This window comes from Maribacter sp., assembly GCF_016744255.1.
Lineage (GTDB): Bacteria > Bacteroidota > Bacteroidia > Flavobacteriales > Flavobacteriaceae > Maribacter_B.
On the sequence record NZ_JADGES010000027.1, the window covers coordinates 1 to 21795 of the forward strand.

Annotated in this window: 17 protein-coding genes; 15 read left to right on the forward strand and 2 right to left on the reverse strand. The window is 33.8% G+C overall.

The window, feature by feature from the left end; translation table 11 throughout:
- Positions 1–181: 181 nt before the first annotated feature.
- Positions 182–1204: a Holliday junction branch migration DNA helicase RuvB gene (gene ruvB, locus QZZ51_RS06590; protein WP_291867610.1), complete on the forward strand. Its 1023-nt coding sequence runs from the start codon at positions 182–184 to the stop codon at positions 1202–1204.
- Between the two features lie 60 nt (positions 1205–1264).
- Here the strand turns inward: ruvB and QZZ51_RS06595 are convergent, their stop codons facing one another.
- Positions 1265–2443 carry an ABC transporter permease gene (locus QZZ51_RS06595; RefSeq protein ID WP_291867612.1) on the reverse strand — a complete coding sequence of 393 codons (1179 nt, stop codon included), beginning with the start codon at positions 2441–2443 and terminating at the stop codon, positions 1265–1267.
- Between the two features lie 3 nt (positions 2444–2446).
- The gene (locus QZZ51_RS06600) at positions 2447–3202 is read right to left on the reverse strand and encodes an ATP-binding cassette domain-containing protein (RefSeq protein ID WP_291867615.1); all 756 of its coding nucleotides are present in this window, start codon (positions 3200–3202) and stop codon (positions 2447–2449) included.
- A gap of 168 nt (positions 3203–3370) precedes the next feature.
- Here QZZ51_RS06600 and queG point away from each other — a divergent pair, with 168 nt between their 5' ends.
- The 14 genes from queG to QZZ51_RS06670 all read left to right on the forward strand — a co-directional run bounded on the left by queG (position 3371) and on the right by QZZ51_RS06670 (position 21795).
- The gene (queG, locus tag QZZ51_RS06605; protein ID WP_291867618.1) at positions 3371–4291 is read left to right on the forward strand and encodes a tRNA epoxyqueuosine(34) reductase QueG; all 921 of its coding nucleotides are present in this window, start codon (positions 3371–3373) and stop codon (positions 4289–4291) included.
- Between the two features lie 127 nt (positions 4292–4418).
- On the forward strand, positions 4419–6719 hold the full coding sequence (locus tag QZZ51_RS06610) for an NADP-dependent malic enzyme (protein WP_291867621.1): 2301 nt from the start codon (positions 4419–4421) through the stop codon (positions 6717–6719).
- Between the two features lie 34 nt (positions 6720–6753).
- Positions 6754–7335, forward strand: a complete 582-nt coding sequence (ruvA, locus tag QZZ51_RS06615) for a Holliday junction branch migration protein RuvA (protein ID WP_291867624.1) — start codon at positions 6754–6756, stop codon at positions 7333–7335.
- A 5-nt stretch (positions 7336–7340) separates the two neighbouring features.
- Positions 7341–14540 carry a cell surface protein SprA gene (sprA, locus tag QZZ51_RS06620; protein WP_291867627.1) on the forward strand — a complete coding sequence of 2400 codons (7200 nt, stop codon included), beginning with the start codon at positions 7341–7343 and terminating at the stop codon, positions 14538–14540.
- A 100-nt stretch (positions 14541–14640) separates the two neighbouring features.
- Positions 14641–15021: a glycine cleavage system protein GcvH gene (gcvH, locus tag QZZ51_RS06625; RefSeq protein ID WP_291867629.1), complete on the forward strand. Its 381-nt coding sequence runs from the start codon at positions 14641–14643 to the stop codon at positions 15019–15021.
- Positions 15014–15412: a VanZ family protein gene (locus tag QZZ51_RS06630; RefSeq protein WP_291867631.1), complete on the forward strand. Its 399-nt coding sequence runs from the start codon at positions 15014–15016 to the stop codon at positions 15410–15412. The genes gcvH and QZZ51_RS06630 overlap by 8 nt, the downstream gene beginning before the upstream one ends.
- Before the next feature lie 56 nt (positions 15413–15468).
- Complete coding sequence (locus QZZ51_RS06635; protein WP_291867635.1) at positions 15469–16170, forward strand: energy transducer TonB; 702 nt, start codon at positions 15469–15471, stop codon at positions 16168–16170.
- 119 nt (positions 16171–16289) lie between these two features.
- Positions 16290–17090, forward strand: a complete 801-nt coding sequence (locus tag QZZ51_RS06640; RefSeq protein ID WP_291867639.1) for an energy transducer TonB — start codon at positions 16290–16292, stop codon at positions 17088–17090.
- Positions 17091–17381: 291 nt separating this feature from the next.
- On the forward strand, positions 17382–18281 hold the full coding sequence (cyoE, locus tag QZZ51_RS06645; protein ID WP_291867642.1) for a heme o synthase: 900 nt from the start codon (positions 17382–17384) through the stop codon (positions 18279–18281).
- A gap of 6 nt (positions 18282–18287) precedes the next feature.
- Complete coding sequence (locus QZZ51_RS06650) at positions 18288–18869, forward strand: cytochrome c oxidase subunit 3 (protein WP_291867645.1); 582 nt, start codon at positions 18288–18290, stop codon at positions 18867–18869.
- A gap of 97 nt (positions 18870–18966) precedes the next feature.
- A complete protein-coding gene (locus QZZ51_RS06655; protein ID WP_291867648.1) occupies positions 18967–19941 on the forward strand; it encodes a cytochrome c oxidase subunit 3 in 975 nt (324 codons plus the stop codon).
- Positions 19942–19990: 49 nt separating this feature from the next.
- Positions 19991–20374 (forward strand): cytochrome C oxidase subunit IV family protein, encoded by a 384-nt coding sequence (locus tag QZZ51_RS06660; RefSeq protein ID WP_291867650.1) that lies wholly within the window; start codon positions 19991–19993, stop codon positions 20372–20374.
- A gap of 82 nt (positions 20375–20456) precedes the next feature.
- Entirely contained in the window at positions 20457–21098 is a 642-nt protein-coding gene (locus tag QZZ51_RS06665; RefSeq protein WP_291867654.1) for a hypothetical protein, read from the forward strand.
- On the forward strand, positions 21088–21795 hold the full coding sequence (locus tag QZZ51_RS06670; RefSeq protein ID WP_291867656.1) for an SCO family protein: 708 nt from the start codon (positions 21088–21090) through the stop codon (positions 21793–21795). Before QZZ51_RS06665 ends, QZZ51_RS06670 begins: the two co-directional genes overlap by 11 nt.

Here is a 21795-nt window from a genome sequence, read left to right on the forward strand (position 1 = left end):
CATTATTTTTATTTTAAAATTGGTATTTGATGTTGTTAATAATTCTATACAAAGGATGCTATTATTGTAAATAAAAAAGATGACAAATGTCAGGTTTGCTGTTGGTTGGTCAACTATAACGATGTAATTGTAAATATTTCTTTAAATTTTAACATTTGAATTTTCCTATCTTTGTTTTTATATGAATGAGAACTTAGATCCTACCGCAGAAAATTTTTCTTCCGAGGAATTTGATATAGAAAGAGCCTTACGTCCGGTCAGTTTTAATGACTTCACTGGGCAAGAGCAAGTTCTAGAAAATTTAAAAGTTTTTGTGGAAGCAGCGAACCAAAGAGGAGAGGCTTTGGATCATGCATTATTCCACGGCCCTCCAGGGCTAGGGAAGACTACTTTAGCTCATATTTTAGCAAATGAATTAGGGGTTGGTATTAAAATAACTTCTGGTCCTGTCTTAGATAAGCCTGGAGATTTGGCTGGACTTTTAACTAATTTAGAGGAGCGAGATGTTCTGTTTATTGATGAAATTCATCGTCTTAGTCCTATCGTAGAAGAATATTTATATTCCGCTATGGAAGATTATAAGATTGATATAATGATAGAGTCAGGCCCTAATGCTAGATCGGTACAAATAAATTTAAACCCTTTTACTTTAATAGGGGCAACGACTAGGTCTGGTTTATTGACAGCGCCTATGCGAGCCCGTTTTGGTATACAGAGTAGGTTACAGTATTATTCCACCGAATTACTGTCTACCATTGTGGTCCGAAGTGCTGAAATTTTACAAGTACCTATAACCAATGAAGCGGCGATAGAAATAGCAGGAAGAAGTAGGGGAACACCTAGAATATGTAATGCTCTTTTACGACGAGTAAGGGATTTTGCACAAATAAAAGGAAATGGAAAGATAGATATGGATATTTCTAAATTCAGCCTTAAGGCATTAAATGTAGATGCACACGGGTTAGATGAAATGGATAATAAAATATTGACTACAATTATTGATAAGTTTAAAGGGGGGCCAGTAGGGATATCTACTATTGCTACGGCCGTATCAGAGAGCTCGGAAACTATAGAAGAGGTGTACGAACCTTTTTTAATACAGCAAGGATTTATAATGCGTACTCCTAGAGGTAGGGAGGTAACGGAACAAGCTTATAGGCATTTGGGAAGAATAAAAGGAGATATACAAGGAGGGTTGTTTTAATATATTTTAGAGATAAATATAAAAGAGCGATAGTTGTTGTAACTACCGCTCTTTTATTTGCTATTTTAGAATAGCATTTTCATCAGAAAATTTTTTGTAACTAAAATAAATAGTTCCGACTGCGAAAGCTATCAGAGATAGTAAAATAACCACATATTGCATCATGTCAATAGTGCCAGCCATTATTTCTTTAACGCCTAAACCAATATTTAAAACCGGAATTAAAACGGTAGACCAACTAAGTTCTATGCCTGGCATCATAGCTAAAACTAAAGGGATTATTATCAGCATTATTAATGGTGTAGCTTTACTTTGAGCCTCTTTAAAAGTAGATGCGCCAGCTACCAAGGCAATTATAAATCCGGATAGGAATAAAGAGAACGGAATTAGTAGTAAAAGAATTAATGCTACAGCTTCAAAATTTAGCATCTCATTAATTGCTAATTTAAAAGAGTCGGGAATACCATGGATTAATTTAAGACCTACAATCAGTCCAAATAAATTTAATACAGCAGGTATAAAGCCTAACAAGGAAGCAACAATAGCTTTTCCTAGTAAAATTTTAAATTTAGATATAGGAAGAGATAAGGTGGTTTCAATAGTTTTTCGTTCTTTTTCACCAGTAACTAAGTCTATCGCAGCTAATAAGCAGCCGCCCCACATGGTGAGTATAAATAGATATGGAATAAAACCACCGATACGTTTCCCTATAAGTTCTTTTTGTTCTCCGACTTCAATATAGTTTGTGTTGAAAGGAGTCATTTTTTGGATAGGGATGTGTAATTGTGCAATTCTAATCTCTTTTAATTGCGAATTGTAGGAGTCTATTATTTGGGTAACTCTATGATTTATATTGTCTTTTGTTCCGTTTCTATAAATTTGGACCGAGCTGGTAGTTAAACTATCCATCTGTTGGTTCCAGTTATCTGGAAAGATAATTGCCGTTTGTATTGTTTTTTTATCAATTAAACCCTTAAAATCTTCTGTTTTAGAAAATGTGCTAATTGTATTTAGGGAATCTTTTTTTACCAATTGTAAAAAATTTTCTGGTGCATTTACAAGTCCTATTTGTATTGTTTTTTGCTGTTCTTTTTCTTCTATCACTTGTGTGACTTTAATGGTCCCAAAAATGAGGATGGGAACTAATAAAGTTGGTAACACAATAGAGTTTATAATAGTTTTTTTGTCTCTAAGAAGTTCTGAAAGTTCTTTTTTTATAATGATAAATATTTCTCTCATAGTTTAAGCTTCTTTTACACGATTAATAAATTCCTGAGTAAGGTTATCTGCTTTCATTTCATTTTTAAAATCTTTAAAAGAACTATTGTAAATAATAGATCCTTTATTGATTATTGCTAAATCGTCGCATAATAAGTCTACTTCGCTCATAATATGAGAGGAGAAAATTACGGTTTTGTTATTCTCTTTAGATTCTCGTATTAAGTCAATAATACTATCTGCGGTAATAACATCTAATCCAGAAGTTGGTTCGTCAAAAATGAGAACTTCAGGGTCGTGTATTAAGGTTCTGGCAATGGAAACTTTTTGTTTCATACCGGTACTCATTTGTCCTACTCTTTTTTTTCGGAATTCATTAATTCCTAATTTATCAAAAAGATATGCTTTACGTTCTTTTAATTTCTCTTCTGGAATTCTATAGATTTTCCCAAAAAAATCTAAAGTTTCATCAGGGTTTAACCGCTCGTAAAGCCCAGTGGAACCAGTTAAAAAACCAATTCTTTTTTTTAATTCGTTACTTCCTTGAGAAATATTATAATTATCAACAATGGCTGTTCCTGATGTGGGATTAATAATACCTGCAATTATTCTTAAAGTCGTAGTTTTTCCTGCTCCGTTAGGGCCTAAAAGAGAAAAGATCCGCCCTGGAGTACAGTTGAAAGAAATGTTGTTTACAGCATTAACTGTTGTGGTGTTGGTTTTAAATCCTTTCCGAGTACTCGTGGTAAAGGATTTTGTTAAATTTTCTATTTTAATCATAAGGTTGGTATTACTATCAATATTCCATTAGTATCTTATTTAGAGAATTGTTACATATATCGGTCTTTTTAAATGATTAATGTAGCAAAACATAGGTGTAACCAAATGTTTGTGCTTCTTTGTTAGTATGTTTAAGGGTTATTTTATCAATGCCTATTTTTGTTGCCAATGGATGTAAAAGAAAAATACAATAGTATGATAAAGGAAGAAGCCAAACGATTGGGTTTTCTTTCTTGTGGTATTTCCAAGGCAGATTTTTTGGAAGAAGAGGCTCCTCGTCTAGAGAATTGGTTAAAAGAAAATAGGAACGGAGAGATGCGGTATATGGAAAATCATTTTGACAAACGTTTGGATCCACGTTTGTTAGTAGATGGGGCTAAATCTGTTATTTCCTTATTACTTAATTATTTTCCACAAGAAGAGCAAATAAAAAACACCTTTAAGGTGTCTAAATATGCCTATGGTCATGATTATCATCATATAATAAAATCAAAATTAAGAGAACTTCAGAATTTCATTAGTGAAGAAATAGGAGAGGTTGGTGGTAGAGCATTTGTAGATTCTGCTCCAGTTTTGGATAAAGCCTGGGCTGCAAAAAGTGGATTAGGGTGGATTGGGAAACACAGTAATCTATTAACCCAACAAGTAGGTTCTTTTTATTTTATAGCAGAGCTTATTATAGATTTAGATTTGTCTTATGATACAAGGGTAACGGATCATTGCGGTACGTGTACAGCGTGTATAGATGCATGCCCAACGCAGGCAATTGTAGAACCGTATAAGGTAGATGGTAGTAAATGTATTTCCTATGTAACCATTGAGTTAAAAGAAGAGATTCCTACAGAATTTCAAGGTAAAATGAACGATTGGATGTTTGGGTGCGATGTTTGTCAAGATGTTTGTCCTTGGAACCGATTTTCTAAACCTCATTCAGAGCCTTTGTTTAATCCGCACCCAGAACTACTTAGCATGAGTAAAAAGGATTGGGAAGAGATAACCGAAGACGTATTTAAAAAAGTATTTCAAAAATCTGCTGTAAAACGAACGAAGTATTCTGGCTTAACAAGAAATATTAATTTTTTAAAATAGAAATTTCTTTTTAGGGCTTGGGAAAGTTTGTTTTTTGAGGGTGTTGTAAATATTCTGTTTGTATTTTGTTATTTAGTGTTATCCTAAGCAGATTACTCTTAAATTTACACTTTTAAAATTTTCAGGTATGAGTGCAGAAAAAAATAGAAGAGAGGCCTTAATATATCATGCAAAACCAACGCCTGGTAAAATAAAAATAGTTCCAACAAAACCGTATGCTTCACAGCGAGATTTAGGTTTAGCTTATTCTCCAGGAGTTGCAGAGCCTTGTCTAGAAATAGCAAAAGATGTAAATAATGTTTACAAGTATACTGCTAAAGGGAATATTGTAGCTGTAATTTCTAACGGTACGGCAGTATTAGGTTTGGGAAATATTGGTCCAGAAGCATCTAAACCAGTAATGGAAGGAAAATGTTTGTTATTCAAAATTTTTGCAGATATTGATGGTATTGATATTGAGTTAGATACCAATGATGTAGATAAGTTTGTGGAAACTGTAAAAATGATAGCTCCTACTTTTGGGGGTATTAATTTAGAAGATATAAAGGCACCAGAGGCTTTTGAAATAGAACGCAGGTTAAAAGAAGAATTAGATATCCCTGTAATGCATGATGATCAGCATGGAACTGCAATAATTTCTGCAGCGGCATTGTTAAATGCATTAGAGGTTACGGGTAAAAAAATTGAAAAAGTTAGGATAGTGGTAAGTGGAGCAGGAGCTGCTGCCGTTTCTTGTACAAGACTTTATAAAGCCTTTGGAGCAAATCCGGAGAATATTATAATGCTAGATAGTAAAGGTGTTATTCGTAAGGACCGTGAGAATTTAAGTAAGGAAAAAAAAGAGTTTGCTTCGGATCGTAAGATAGATACTTTGCAAGAAGCCATGGAAAACGCCGATGTATTCGTGGGGCTTTCTATAGCAAATATTGTAGAGCCAGAAATGCTTCTTACCATGGCTAAGGATCCTATTGTTTTTGCAATGGCCAATCCGGATCCAGAGATAGCTTATGAGTTGGCTTGTAGAACAAGAGAGGATGTAATTATGGCTACAGGCCGTTCCGATCATCCTAATCAAGTAAATAATGTATTAGGTTTTCCATTTATTTTTAGAGGAGCTTTAGATGTTAGGGCAACCAAAATTAATGAAGCCATGAAAATGGCAGCAGTAAAAGCTTTGGCAGATTTAACTAAAGAGCCTGTTCCTGAGCAAGTAAATATCGCTTATGGAAAAACACGATTAACTTTTGGGAAAGATTATATCATACCAAAACCATTTGACCCAAGACTTATTGCAGAGATTCCTCCAGCAGTAGCAAAAGCCGCTATGGAAAGTGGAGTAGCAAGAGAGCCTATTGAAGATTGGGACAGGTACAGAGAAGAGTTATTACAACGCTCCGGTAGTGATAGTAAAATTGTACGTTTATTACATGACCGTGCAAGAAGATATCCTAAAAGAATTGTTTTTGCAGAAGCAGACCATTTAGATGTTTTAAAAGCTGCGCAGATTGCTTTTGATGAAGGAATCGCTATTCCTATTTTATTAGGTGAAAAAGAAGTTATCGAGGAACTTAAAATAGAGTTGGAGTTCGATGCTGATCTTGAAATTATTAACCCTAAGGTCGATGAGGCATTAGATAAGCGTAAGCAATATGCAAAAACCTATTTTGAAAATAGAAAAAGAAGTGGCGTTGGTATGTACGAGGCGCTTCGAAAAATGAGAGAACGTACCCATTACGGTTCTATGATGGTCGTGGAGGGAGATGCTGATGGTATGGTAACGGGTTATTCTAGAGCATATCCATCTGTTGTAAAGCCAATTTTTGAAATTATTGGTAGAGCAGCTAATGTAAAAAAAGTATCTACGGTACATATTATGGACACGGATAGAGGTCCTATGTTTTTGGCAGATACATCTATTAATATTAGCCCAAATGCAGAAGAGTTAGCAGAAATAACGCAAATGACAGCAAATGTAGCAACCACCTTTGGTTTTAATCCAGTGATAGCTATGCTTTCTTATGCAAATTTTGGATCATCAACGGATCCTAACGCTAAAAAAGTAAAAGATGCAGTTACTATTTTACACCAAACGAATCCAGATTTGATAGTGGATGGAGAAATACAGACAGATTTTGCATTAAATAAAGAACTTTTAGAAAGTAAATTTCCTTTTTCTAGATTGGCAGGGAAAAAAGTAAACACGTTAATATTTCCTAATTTAGAATCTGCTAACATTACATATAAATTATTAAAAGAACTTAATGGTACCGATTCTATTGGACCTATAATGGTAGGGTTGCGAAAATCAGTGCATATACTGCAACTTGGAGCAAGCGTTGATGAAATGGTGAATATGACAGCAGTGGCTGTAATAGATGCTCAAGAAAGAGAGAAGAGAAAAAAAGAAAAAACAGGGCAAAAAGAATAAACTAACAAACTTTAGATATTTATATACATAGATTATGATTACGCATCTTAACGGAAAATTAGTAGAAAAAAATCCAACACATGTTATTATTGAATGTGCAGGAGTAGGATATTTTGTAAATATATCATTACATACTTTTTCTAAGATAGCAGATGCAGAAAATATTCGACTTTTAACCCATCTTCAAATTAAAGAAGATTCCCACACGTTGTATGGGTTTGTAGAGAAATCCGAAAGAGAAATTTTTAGATTATTACTGTCTGTTTCGGGCATAGGTTCCAGTACAGCAAGAACCATGTTGTCTTCTCTAGATCCTGCGCAACTTAAAAATGCTATTGCTAGTGGAGATGTTCCTGCAATACAGTCTGTTAAGGGGATTGGAGCAAAAACAGCACAAAGAGTTATTTTGGATCTTAGAGATAAGATTTTGAAAGTGCATGATATTGATGAAGTTTACACCAGTTCAAACAATACAAATAAAGATGAAGCGTTATCTGCTTTAGAGGTTCTTGGATTTGTCAGAAGACAAGCAGAAAAAGTGGTCGATAAGATCATTGGCCAAGATCCTACACTAAGCGTAGAGAATATTATAAAACTCGCGCTTAAAAATTTGTAGAAAGTTTGAAACAAGGGGCAAAAAAAAATCTTAAATTTTCATTTAAGTTTGTTCTCCTATTTGTATTATTCTTTAGTGCTTCGGTTGTTGCTGTTGCACAAGATGATTCAGGAGAAACAAAGGATGGACAGCAGATAGATTCTGTAAAAACTGGTTATGCTTTAGGGAAGCTAATTCTAGAGAATCCAGACAGTATTGTATCTAAATATTTATATGATGCAAATTTAGATCGTTATATCTATAATGAAAGTATTGGTACTTTTGATATAGGCTACCCAATTATACTTACTCCTGCAGAGTATTTTGAACTCGTTAAAAGAGAAGGTATAAAATCTTATTTTAAAGAGAAGTCAGATGCTTTTTCTGGAAAAAAAGCAGGTAGTAAAGATGCTAAAAAGAATTTATTACCCGTTTTTTATAAAGACAACAAATTCTTTCAATCTATTTTTGGAGAAGGCGGAATAGAGGTTATACCACAAGGTTCTGTAGCAATGGACTTAGGTGTTATTTGGCAAAAAAACGATAATCCTTCCTTATCGCCAAGAAATAGAACAAATTTATCTTTCGATTTTGATCAGCGTATTAGTTTAAGTATGTTGGGTAAAATAGGAGAGCGTCTTCAGGTTACTGCAAATTACGATACAGAAGCAACTTTCGATTTTCAGAACATTGTTAAGTTAGATTATACACCTACAGAGGATGATATTATACAATCCATAGAAGTAGGTAATGTAAATATGCCTTTAAATAGTTCTTTAATCACAGGAGCACAAAGTTTATTTGGTGTTAAAACACAATTGCAATTTGGTAAAACTAAAGTAACAGCTGTTTTTTCGGAGCAACGTTCTCAAAACAATACGGTTGTGGCACAAGGTGGTGGAACGGTTAATGATTTTTCTATAACAGCTTTAGATTATGATGAGGATAAACACTTCTTCTTATCGCATTATTTTAGAGATAATTATGACGAAGCATTAGCGAATTACCCATATATCCGTAGTCAAATACAAATAACACGTTTAGAAGTTTGGGTTACTAACCGTAGCCAGCAAACTTTGAATGTAAGGAATGTTGTGGCTATTCAGGATTTAGGAGAAGCTACCGAGGTTAGTAGTAGAATTGGTCAATTAAATGGGGACCCATCCGGGTTTTTTAATAACCCGAGTAATACTTTGCCTAGGAATGATGCTAATGATTATAATCCAGAGGACATAGGTTCTGGAGTTTTAACCGAGTCTATTAGAGACATTGCAACAGTGGAAGCTGGTTTTAATGTTCCTGGTTATCAAGTAAATCAAGGATTTGATTATGCTATCTTGGAAAATGCTAGAAAGTTAGAAGCAAATAGAGATTATGTGTATAACACGCAGTTAGGATATCTTTCTTTAAACCAAAGACTGAGTAATGATGAGGTTTTAGGGGTTGCTTTTCAGTATACCTATAATGGTAAAGTGTACCAAGTTGGGGAATTTGCTAACGGAGGTTTAGATGCTACTACAGTTTCAGCAGGAGTAAATCCTATTATTGAAAATAATACGCTAATACTAAAATTATTAAAAAGTAATATTACGAACATTACAGACCCAATATGGGACTTAATGATGAAAAATATTTATGCTACAGGAGCATATAGATTAAGTGAGGAAGATTTTAAAATGAATATTTTATATTCTGATCCTACACCAAGAAACTACATTACCCCTGTAGAAGCTTTCCCTGCTCCAATTAACGGAAATAAAGATTTAGAAGAAAGAATTTTATTAGATGTCTTTAATTTAGATAGATTAAATGCTTATAACGATTTACAACCAGGAGGGGATGGTTTTTTCGATTTTGTTCCAGGTTTAACGGTAGATACTCAAAATGGAAGAATTATATTCACAAAAGTAGAGCCATTTGGAGAATTTTTGTTTGAGGAGTTAGGAAGCGGAAATTATTCAGATGAAATAACCTTTAATGAGAATCAAAAAAAGTATGTTTTTAAAGACTTGTATGAGTTAACAAAGGCTGCAGCTTTACAAAACCCTGAAAAAAATAAATTTTTATTAAAAGGACGTTATAAATCAGAAGGAAATAATGGTATCCCTATTGGGGCTTTTAATGTTCCTAGAGGTTCTGTACGTGTTACCGCAGGTGGGCGACAGTTACAAGAAGGGATAGATTATACGGTAAATTACCAAGCAGGTACGGTTCAAATTATAGACCCTACTTTAGAAGCATCTAATACACCTATAAATATATCAGTAGAGAATAATGCGGTTTTCGGACAACAAACAAGAAGATTTACTGGGGTAAATGTAGAGCATCAATTTAGTAAGAACTTTGTTTTAGGAGGTACGCTTTTAAATATGAACGAGCGTCCACTTACTCAAAAGTCTAACTACGGAGTAGAGCCTGTTAATAACACCATTTTCGGATTTAACGGAAACTTCTCTACAGAAGTTCCTTTCTTAACTAGAATGGTAAATAAGCTTCCAAATATAGATACCGATGTTCCTTCTAATGTTTCTATGCGAGCAGAAATCGCTTGGTTAAAACCTAGTTCCCCTAAAAACGCAGATTTTCAAGGAGAAACCACAACCTATTTAGATGATTTTGAAGGAGCGCAAGCACTAATAGATATTAGAGCCTCTTTAGGGTGGACACTTGCAAGTACCCCTTTGGAATTTGGAGAGACACCAAACGTAAAATTATACGGTTCTGGAGTAGAAGACCCTGATAATTTGTTGAATGGGTATGGAAGAGCTAAAATGGCTTGGTATACTATTGATCCCATTTTTTATACGAACCAAAGACCATCTGAAATTAAAGATGACGATATATCTACAAATCCTACACGTAGAGTATATATAGATGAGGTTTTTCCTAACACCGATGTGGCACAAGGGCAAACACAAGTGCAAAGTACATTAGATATAGCATATTATCCAGAAGCGAAAGGCCCTTATAATAACGACCCAAATTTTGTTGGTAGAGGAGCTAATGATAAGTGGGCAGGTATAGTACGTTCCTTAAGTAGTACCGATTTTGAACAATCTAATGTAGAGTTTGTTCAGTTTTGGGTATTAGATCCTTATGTAGATGGTATCGCTACGAGTTCAGGAGAACTTGTTTTTAACTTAGGTAATATTTCGGAAGATGTATTAAGAGATGGCAAAAAGCAATATGAAAATGGTTTGCCAGATACCAATGGGACAGAATCTAACAGGCCAACTTCTTGGGGAGAAGTTCCGCAAACACAAGCTTTAGTGTATGCTTTTGATGCAGATGAGGGGAACAGAACAGTACAAGATGTAGGTTTTGATGGTTTAAATGATGCCCTTGAAGGAGGTGTTTATACAGCAAATTCAGGAAATGATCCTGCTTTAGATAATTATCAATATTATTTAAATAGAGATGGTAGTATTTTAGAGCGTTATTTAGATTTTAATAATCCAGATGGTAACTCTCCTGTAGCAGTATCTAACACCGATCGTGGTTCTACCACTTTACCAGATGTAGAAGATATTGACAGAGATTTAACAATGAACACGGTAAATAGTTATTATGAATATCGTATTCAGATAAAGCCAAATACAAGTATTAATGATACCTATGTAACGGATATTAAAGAGGGTCTTACGCCAGAGTTGCCAAACGGTTCTACACTTAATCGTAGGTGGATCCAGTATAAAATTCCGTTAAGCAATTTTTCAGCAGCTGTTGGTGGTATTACAGATTTTAGATCCATAAGTTTTATGCGTATGTATATGACGGGTTTTACAACACCTACTGTTTTACGTTTTGCTACTTTAGATTTAGTTCGTGGCGATTGGCGTACGTATACCAACTCTTTACAAGAGGATGATGTTGATAATAATGCAGCGGATGATGGTACTACACTAGATGTAAATACGGTAAATGTAGAGGAGAACGGCACTAGAACTCCTATACCTTATGTATTGCCCCCAGGAGTAGTTAGGGAGCAACTAAATAATAACAATACTATTATCCGTCAGAATGAGCAGTCTTTATCATTGAGCGTAGAGAACTTAGAATCGGAAGATTCTCGTGGAGTGTTTAAAAATTTAGACATAGATATACGCCAGTATAAAAAACTGAAAATGTTTATGCATGCAGAGAAAATTAATGATGGAGACTATTCCGATAATGCAACACCTTTGGTTGGTTTCTTAAGACTAGGAACAGATTTTACTGAAAATTATTATCAAATAGAATTGCCCTTACAATTTACGTCATTTGGCGCAAGCTCAGAAAGTGAAATATGGCCAGATGTTAATCAGCTAGAAGTTTCCATAAGTGATTTAAATAAAGTAAAATCAGAAATAGTTGCCAGTAGTAATTTTAACGATGTTCAGTATTTTGATGTTGATAACGGTACTCTTATTCCTGTAGCAGAATTTGCGACAAGAACTTTAGGGAGAATACGTATAGGGATAAAAGGGAACCCATCTTTAGGAAGTATACGTACCATGATGGTAGGTGTAAAAAACTTAGATAACCTTAGAGCTAGAGGAGAGGTTTGGTTTAATGAGCTTCGCTTAGCAGGCTTAGATAATAATGGCGGTTGGGCAGCTATTGCAGCTATAGATGCAAATATTGCTGATTTCGCTAACGTTTCTGCAACAGGAAGTAAAAGTACTTCTGGGTTTGGTGCAGTAGATCAAATGCCTAATGAACGCGCAAGAGAAGATGCTATTTCTTACGATGTAGTAACCAATGTAAACGTTGGGCAGTTATTTCCAAAAAAGTGGGGAATTCAACTGCCGTTTAATTATGGAATATCCGAACAAGTAATTACGCCAGAATTTGATCCTGTTTATGATGATTTAAAATTAAATGATTTAATAGATGCTCAAGATACTCAAGAGAAAGCGGATGAAACATTAGAGCAAGCAGAGGATTATACCAAACGGACAAGTATTAATCTTATAGGTGTGCGTAAGAATAGAGGAGAAGAGGCAGATGCTAATTTTTATGATGTAGAGAATTTTACATTTAACTATTCGTATAACGAGACAGATCATAGAGATTTTGAAATAGCAGAATTAAGAGATCAGAATGTAAATACTGGTTTTGTGTATAGCCATAATTTTAAACCTGTAGAAGTTGCGCCATTTGCAAAGAAAGACTCCATGTTAACAGGTAAATACTGGCAATGGTTAAAAGAGGTAAATTTAAATTTATTACCGACAAGTGTATCTGTAAATTCAAACATAAATAGACAGTTTAATCAACAACGTTTTAGAGATGTTTTAGAAGAAGGTGTAGATAGGTTAGAATTGCCAGAACTACAACAACGTAATTATCAGTTTAACTGGCAGTATGCCCTAAATTATAGTATTACTAAATCTTTACGATTAAATTTTAAAGGTTCTAATACCAATATTGTTCGTAATTATTTTGAGGAAGACGGTAATCCAGATTCAAGAATTAACCCAGACTTAGAGTTATGGGATGGTTTTTTTGATATAGGAGAGCCAAATAGACATGCGCAAGAAATGCAACTGAACTATGAAATTCCATTTAATAAGATTCCTGCTTTAGATTTTATCAGCGCACAATATAGTTATACAAGTAATTTCGATTGGCAACGTGGAGGAGATGCTCTTTCTGAAGTAGCCTCGGATTATTTTAAAGTACCAACTTCTATAAATACAGTACAGAATGCCAATACGCATAATCTTACCGCATCTTTAACCATGCAGAAGTTTTACGACTTGCTAGGACTTAAAAAGAGAAGCGGAAAAACTACAGCTGCTAAGAACCCACTTATGCGTAAAGATAAAGCGGGTAACACTAAAGAAGAAAAGAAGACAAAAAGTAAAACTAGCGGATTATTTAACACAGCAGTAGATGTGTTAACCATGGTAAAACGTTTAAATATAAATTATAACGAGAGTAATGGTAAAGTCTTGCCAGGGTATACACAATCTATAGGCTTTATAGGAACTACCAGGCCGTCTATAGGTTTTGTGTTTGGTAGTCAGGCAGATGTTCGTTTTGAAGCTGCTCGTAATGGTTGGTTAACTCAGTTTCCAGATTTTAATGAGCAATATATAGAAAGAACCAATAAGCAATTAAATATTACAGCGACCGCACAACCCATTCGCGATTTAACTATTGATTTGTCTGCGGATAGGCAATATTCTAATAGCTATCAAGAGAGTTATAATGTGGAAAACTGGAAAGATAATAGATACGGGCTAGTTAATGAGTTTGGAAGCTTCAGTATTTCAACCGTAATGATTGGTACTGCATTTGGTAAGAGTGATGAGTTCGATTCGGAAACCTTTAATACATTTAAAGAAAACCGTATAACTATTGCAAATAGAATAGAAGCGGATCGCGGTAACCCTTCTTCTGCACTTGCTAACCCGGAGGATGATGATGGTTTCCCAGCCCGTTATAGTAAGACACAACAAAATGTGTTGTTGCCTGCATTTTTTGCAGCATATACAGGACAAAAAGCAGATAGAGTTAATTTAGATGCATTTAGAGGAATACCAATTCCTAATTGGAATATAAAGTATACCGGCTTAATGCGTAAAAAATGGTTTAAAAAGAAGTTTAAACGTTTCTCATTAAGTCACGGTTATAGGGCTTCCTATAGTATAAACTCTTTCCAAACCAATTTAGAAAGAGAGAATGGTATTTATGTAAACAATTTAGAAGCAGGAACAGCTAATGAAGATTTTTTACCAGAACTTATCATAAATAATGTTGTTTTAACAGATCAATTTAATCCATTAATACGTGTGGATTTCGAAATGAGAAACTCCGTAAGTATACTAGCAGAAGTTCGCACAGATAGAGCATTGTCTTTAAGTTTTGATAATAGCTTGTTAACAGAGATTAATGGTAAGGAATATACGGTAGGTTTAGGATATAGAATAAAGGATGTGCAATTTGTAACGAATATAGGAGGAGAAAAAACGAGGCTTAAAGGGGATTTAAATCTTAAGGCAGATGTTACCATGCGAGATAATATTACTATTATAAGAAATTTAGATATTAATAATAACCAAATAACATCTGGGCAGAATCTATTGTCTATAAAGTTTACGGCAGATTATGCATTGAGCAAAAGCTTAAATGCGTTGTTCTTTTATGATCACTCTTTTTCTCAATTTGCTGTATCTACAGCATTTCCACAAACGACCATTAATGCAGGGTTTACCTTAAGGTATAATTTTGGAAACTAGTGAAGTGATTACTGTGTAGCTATTGTAACCGTATTTTTTTTGAATTCTGTTTGTAGATCCATTACATTTGTTTTGCTAAATAAAATAAATTAAATAAAAAATGAATATACCAGCGGAATTAAAATACACTAAAGATCATGAGTGGATACGTGTAGAAGGAGATGTTGCTACAGTAGGAGTAACTGATTTTGCACAAAGTGAACTTGGTGACATTGTTTATGTAGAAGTAGAAACTTTAGACGAAACATTAGATCAAGATGAAGTTTTTGGTACTGTAGAGGCTGTTAAAACAGTTTCCGATTTATTCTTGCCATTATCGGGTGAGATAGTAGCTTTTAATGAAGGTTTAGAAGAAGAGCCAGAAAAAGTGAATACAGACCCTTACGGTGAAGGATGGATGATTAAAATAAAATTAAGTGACCCTTCTCAAGTAGAAGCATTGTTGAGTGATGCTGCCTACAAAGAATTGATAGGTGCTTAAGAAGTATATATTTAGAATTGCATTTATAAGCTGGATGGTGTTTGTGACACTTTCTAGCTTATCTTCTTTTTCAGAAGTAAGTACACCAACCTTTAATATACCCCATTTAGATAAGGCAGTACATTTTACATTTTACTTTATGACTGTTGTTTTAGGGGTGCTTGCTATTAGAGAAAATTTTAAAGGTGCAATTTCTTTGATTAAGAGCATATTTATGATGATTTGTATAGCAATTATTTTTGGTATGATTATTGAAGTTGTTCAGTCTGTATATACCTCTGATAGACAAGGAGATGTGTTAGATGTATTGGCAAATAGTATAGGTGCATTTTTTGGAGGATGGATTACAAAAATCTATTTTTCAAGGAAATGGGCGTTAAAATGGAAGTAGTATTTGGATTTGTAAAAAAATATTAGTTAAATTAGCAATCACTAAATTATATAAATATGGAACTTAAAAAGAATCCTAAAGCGGATTTGACAAGAAATAGCAGCCTGTACTTTGTTATAGGATTGGCTGTAGTTATGTTAATTGTTTGGCAAGCATTAGAATGGAAAACGTACGAAAAAACTAATGAGTACGACATTTCTATGAATGTAGATGATGACTTAGATGAAGAAGTTCCAATGACAGAGCAAATTAAAACACCACCACCACCACCACCTCCAGCTGCACCAGAAATTATTGAGGTTGTTGAAGATGAGGTAGAAGTAGAAGAAACTGTAATTGAGTCTACAGAAACTAGTCAAGAAGAAGTTGTTGAGGTTGATGATGTAGAGGTGGAAGAAGTTTTTGAAGATGTAGATGTACCTTTTGCTGTTATAGAAAATGTTCCTGTTTTTCCTGGTTGTGAGAAGGAAAGCAACAAGAGAGCTTGTTTTAACAAGATGATGCAAAAACATATTAGCAAAAACTTTCGTTACCCAGAAATTGCTCAAGAAATGGGTGTTCAAGGTCGTGTTAGTGTAATGTTTGTGATACAAAAAGATGGTAGTATCGGAGGCGTTAGAATGCGTGGTCCAGATAAAAACTTAGAAAAGGAAGCGGCAAGAATTATCGCTAAGTTGCCAAAGATGACTCCTGGTAAACAAAGAGGTAGAGCAGTAAGAGTACCATTTAGTATTCCTATTACCTTTAAGTTACAGTAAAATAGTCCATATAAAATAGTTAAAATCCCAAGCCTAGGCTTGGGATTTTTTTTTGGTACGCTTATTGTATTTTAACATAATTATAACAATCCCGATAATCGGATCTAAAACGTAATATTATGAACAAAAATGCAAGTAGCACTGCTAATTCTCACGGCAATGAGAATAGCAGCAAGAGTACCAGTACAAGCCATAAAAATGGCAAGCACAGTGTAAATTTACAAAAAAGAGGCTCTACTAGATTTCAGTTTGGTTTAATAATAGCCATGTCTGTAGTTTATTTTGGTTTAGAGGCTTCTTTTGAGACCTTTGAAAGTGAAAAATATAAAGAAACAGCACTAGAGGAGGAAATTTTCGATTATCATACCGAACCCTATGTTCTTGAGAAAAAAACTCCAAAGAAAAAACAGGTCTTACCAAAAAAAAGAATAAACCCAGAATTTAAAATTATAGAGGACGATGCTCCAGATGCTGGATTAGAAGATTTTATTTTGGAACCAGAGGAGAATACTTCGTCAGATTTAAATCCTGGTGATATTGAATATGATAAAGACCCTCCCGTAATAGAGGAAATAATGTTTAGGCTGGTAGAAGATGCTCCAGTTTTTCCTGGATGCGAAGACGTAACAAAAGATGAGCGCTTAGGGTGTTTTACAGATAAAATTCAAAGGCATGTTCAGGAGAATTTTAGATATCCAGAGGCTGCTCAAGAGATGAATATAGAGGGGAAAGTGCATGTAGGTTTTAGGATAGGGAAAGATGGCTATATTACAGATGTACAGTTGAGAGGTCCGCATAAATTATTAGAAAATGAGGCAGCTAGAATTATTGGTAAATTGCCAAAAATGACTCCAGGAAAGCAAAGAGGGGTGCCCGTAAAAGTGCCTTTTAATATTCCTATAAATTTTAAATTAAATTAATTTTTTTACTCGATGATCGAAATTTTAAGGCTGTTTTCCTACGAATGCCTCGTGGGATTGCCCCGAGGTAGTTTACTTTGGAGTGGCTATAAATCATCTCTATAGCCACTTTTTTTTGGAGGTGTATTCCATGCGTTTATTTTAAGTAGAGTAATAGTAGTTATTGTAAATTATTCGTTTTCATTGTATTATAAGTCGTTTGCTTTGTGAAAATGGAATTTAAATACATCAAATCGTTGTGAGGAATTAGACTTGGGGTTATATTTGCAGCCCTTGACTAGAATATTAAAAATGAAGACTGTGGTTAGCCCGGCAAAGAACAATTCAATTGCATTGTTGTTTGCTGATTTTAAGGAAATTACTAAAGCAAGACTTGCGGTAAGTGTTGTTTTTTCTTCTATTGCAGGGTATCTTTTAGGGACTACTGAAATTGATTTCTTATCTATTCTCTTACTAGCTTTTGGAGGGTATTGTATGGTTGGGGCCTCCAATGCATATAATCAAGTCATAGAAAAAGATTTGGATGCTTTAATGAATAGGACTAAGAATAGACCAATTCCAGCAGGAAGAATATCAGTAAATAAGGCGATGATAATGGCTGTCGTTTTAACAGGGATAGGCCTAATTTCATTATATGTTCTAAATCCTAAAACAGCAATGTTTGGGGCAATCTCTATTTTTTTGTATACGAGTGTATATACGCCACTTAAAACAAAAACACCTTTATGTGTTTTTGTTGGTGCTTTTCCAGGAGCAATTCCTTTTATGCTTGGCTGGGTGGCTGCGACAAATGATTTTGGTATTGAACCTGGAACATTATTTATGATTCAGTTTTTCTGGCAATTCCCTCATTTTTGGGCATTGGCTTGGATGTTAGATGAAGATTATAAAAAAGGAGGCTTTAAAATGTTGCCAACAGGCAAGAAAGATAAAGGAACTGCTTTACAAATAATTATGTATACCATTTGGATGATAGTAGTATCCGTAATTCCGGCTTTTGGTTTTACAGGAAGGTTGCATTTGTCTGTTGTTGCAGCTGTTATTGTTTTTTTAATGGGCTTAGTGATGTTAGTGTACGCCTTTAAGTTATATGAGAAACGAGACAACCCATCCGCAAAAAAATTAATGTTGGCTAGTGTAAGTTATATTACACTGATGCAAATAGTTTATGTTATTGATAAATTTATATAATTAAGAATGGATTTAACACAAGGTACAGAGAAAGAGAAGAATGATAGAGCAAAAAAAATGATGCTATGGTTTGGTATTGTTAGTTTGCTTATGGGGTTTGCAGGATGGACGAGTGCTTATATTATTAGTAGTAAAAGAGAAGATTGGTTAAAAGAATTCAACCTTCCTACTTCATTTTATATAAGTACACTTATCATAATAATTAGTAGTGTTACTTATTTCTTGGCAAAAAAAGCTATTATAGCTAATAAAGGAAAGCAAGGGACTTTGTTGTTATGGGCTACTCTGGTGTTAGGAGTCGTTTTTATTATTTTTCAATTTAAAGGGTTTTCAGAAATGGTCGCACAAGGATATTATTTTACAGGACCAACAAGTAGTATAAAAATGTCTTACATTTTTTTAATAGCAGTAGTGCATATTGCACATGTAGTGGCAGGAATAATATCTTTATTAGTAGTTTTATATAACCAAATAAAAGGAAAATATTCCTCAGAAAATGTACTAGGTGTGTCCTTAGGAGGTACTTTTTGGCATTTTTTAGGTCTTTTATGGGTATATTTAATCCTATTTATGACTATAGTTGAATAAAATTTTTAAATAAATTGGGTTTTGATAGGGTTTCAATTTTTCTAAGTCGAAAAAAAAAGTATTTTTGTCAAAATTCTATTAATATAGTAATCTTTTTATGAGTACAACGGTAACAACAGGTACAGGAGAAAAACTTTGGGATGGTGGTAACCAACCTTTAGGTGCAAGTTATGGTAAAATGATGATGTGGTTTTTTCTAGTCTCAGATGCCTTAACATTTTCAGGATTTCTTGCAGCTTACGGATTTTCACGGTTTAAATTTATAGAAACTTGGCCAATTGCGGATGAAGTTTTTACACACGTTCCATTTACGCATGGTAGTTATCCAATGATTTATGTGGCGTTAATGACTTTTATTTTAATTATGTCCTCAGTAACTATGGTTCTTGCTGTAGATGCGGGTCATAAAATGCAAAAGAATAAAGTAATTTGGTACATGTTTTTAACTGTTATAGGTGGGGCTATTTTCGTAGGTTCACAAGCATGGGAGTGGAATACTTTTATAAAAGGGGATAAAGGAGCTTTAGAAACTAAAGGAGGAAGAATATTGCAGTTTGTTAAAGCAGATAGTGGTGAGCGTGCTGCGTTAAGTGATTTCGCAGTTACAATTCCAGGAGATAGAGTGCAGCACCAAAATAAAAATGGTATTTGGTTTTATGGGGAAGGGTCTATGCCTAGCTATTCTGTCAATGAAGTGGTGAAAGGATTCAAGGAAAATTCTAATATTCTAGTCCGTACAGAAACTATAAATGCAGAAGGCGAAAAAACATTGTTATCTAGAGAAGAGTCTTTAGCTAAGCTGAAGAGTGCAACGCAAGTGGTAGAAGGAGCTAATCTTATTCATAATGAATATGGTAGCAGATTATTTGCCGATTTCTTTTTCTTTATAACAGGTTTCCATGGTTTCCACGTATTATCAGGTGTAGTAATAAATCTTATAATTTTCTTTAATGTCGTTATTGGTACATATGAACGAAGAGGACATTATGAAATGGTGGAGAAGGTTGGTTTATACTGGCACTTTGTAGATTTAGTTTGGGTATTTGTATTTACCTTTTTCTACTTAGTATAATTAATATAAAAATTACATTTCAATTTATTGAAATTTTAGAATAAAAATAATGGCACACGAACACAAATTAGAAATATTTAGAGGTCTTTTAAAGTTTAAGAACAATACTCAAAAAATATGGGGTGTATTAGCTTTTTTAACTTTAGTAACAGCTGTAGAGGTAGTATTGGGTATTATTAAGCCAGAATCTCTAACAGGTACATCTGTTCTAGGTATGAGGTTATTAAATTGGATATTTATAATATTAACTCTTGTAAAAGCATATTATATCGCTTGGGATTTTATGCACTTAAGAGATGAGAAATCTAGTTTTAGGAGAGCAATAGTATGGACACCTATTTTTTTGGTTCTTTATTTAACCTTTATACTGTTGACAGAAGCAGATTATATATATAATGTATATAAAGATGGTTTTGTTACTTGGAATTTCTAAAAAGATATAGAATTAACACAATAAAAGACGGTTTAATCACCGTCTTTTTTATTTTTGCATAGTTTTATTTGATTCTATTTTTATGAAAAAAGTTTTTGTTTTAGTAGTACTTTTTGTTCTTCCTGTTGTTGCGTATCTTTTTTTTGCATCTGGAGTAAATAACTTTGGGAAGTTACCAACACTAACCGAAGGGATTTCGGATATTTCTACACTGGATGCCAAAGTTTCTTTTAAGAATAAGATTTCTATATTGGGTTTTTTAGGAAATGATATAGAAGGTAGAAAAGGAGCTGCTTTTAATCTGAATCAAAAAATATATAAGCGTTTTTTTGAATTTAATGATTTTCAATTTATAATGGTTGTTCCAAAAGGAATGGAAGATGAAGTGGAGGTTTTAAAAAAAGAACTATCTACTTTAGTAAGTGTAGATAAATGGCATTTTGTTTTTACCGATTCAGAAAACGTACAATTGCTATTTAATAGTTTACAGACGAACCTTCAGTTGGATGAAAATTTGGCAACACCTTATGTTTTTATAGTAGATAAGGAGCTAAGTTTAAGAGGGAGAACCGATGATAAAGATGAGGGTACTAAGTATGGCTTTAATGCAAATTCGGTGGCCGATTTAAATAATAAGATGGAAGATGATGTGAAAATTATTTTAGCAGAATATCGTATGGCTTTAAAAAAGAACGCTGCATTAAGAAAGGAAAATGAAAAATAAATATACCTACGTTTGGGTTTCTTTTGTGATTTTGGTTTTTGGTATAATTTTTATACCTAGAATTATAGAGAGGGTGCAAAGTGGAACTGTGGTACAGAAGGATAGAATGAGCCGTTTGTCTTTTATAGAAGTAAATGGGGAACGTAGAAAAGTACCTAATTTTTCATTTGTAAATCAAGACAGTTTGTCAATCACCAATAAGGATTATCTAGGTAAGGTTTATGTCGTGGAGTTTTTCTTTACCACATGTCCTTCTATATGCCCTATTATGAGTAGAAACTTAGTAGATATTCAAAACGAATTTAAAGGACTTAAGGATTTTGGCGTTGCTTCTTTTAGTATTAATCCAGAACACGATACGCCTATGGTATTGAAAGAGTATGCCGAAAAACATGGAATAACCAATTTAGATTGGCATTTGTTAACAGGAGATAGAGATAAGATTTATGAATTAGCAAATAAGGGTTTTTATATTTTTGCTAAAGAAGCCCCAGAAGTTGCAGGCGGTTTTGAACATTCGGGAATGTTTGCTTTAGTAGATAAAAATGGATACCTACGTTGTAGGTTAGATGCAGCTAATAATCCAATTATATATTACAGAGGAACAATCACAGAGGAGCAAGGAGAAAATCGAGAAGGAGAAAAAGAACAGATATCTATTTTAAAAGAGGATATAAAAAGATTATTAAAGGAGTAG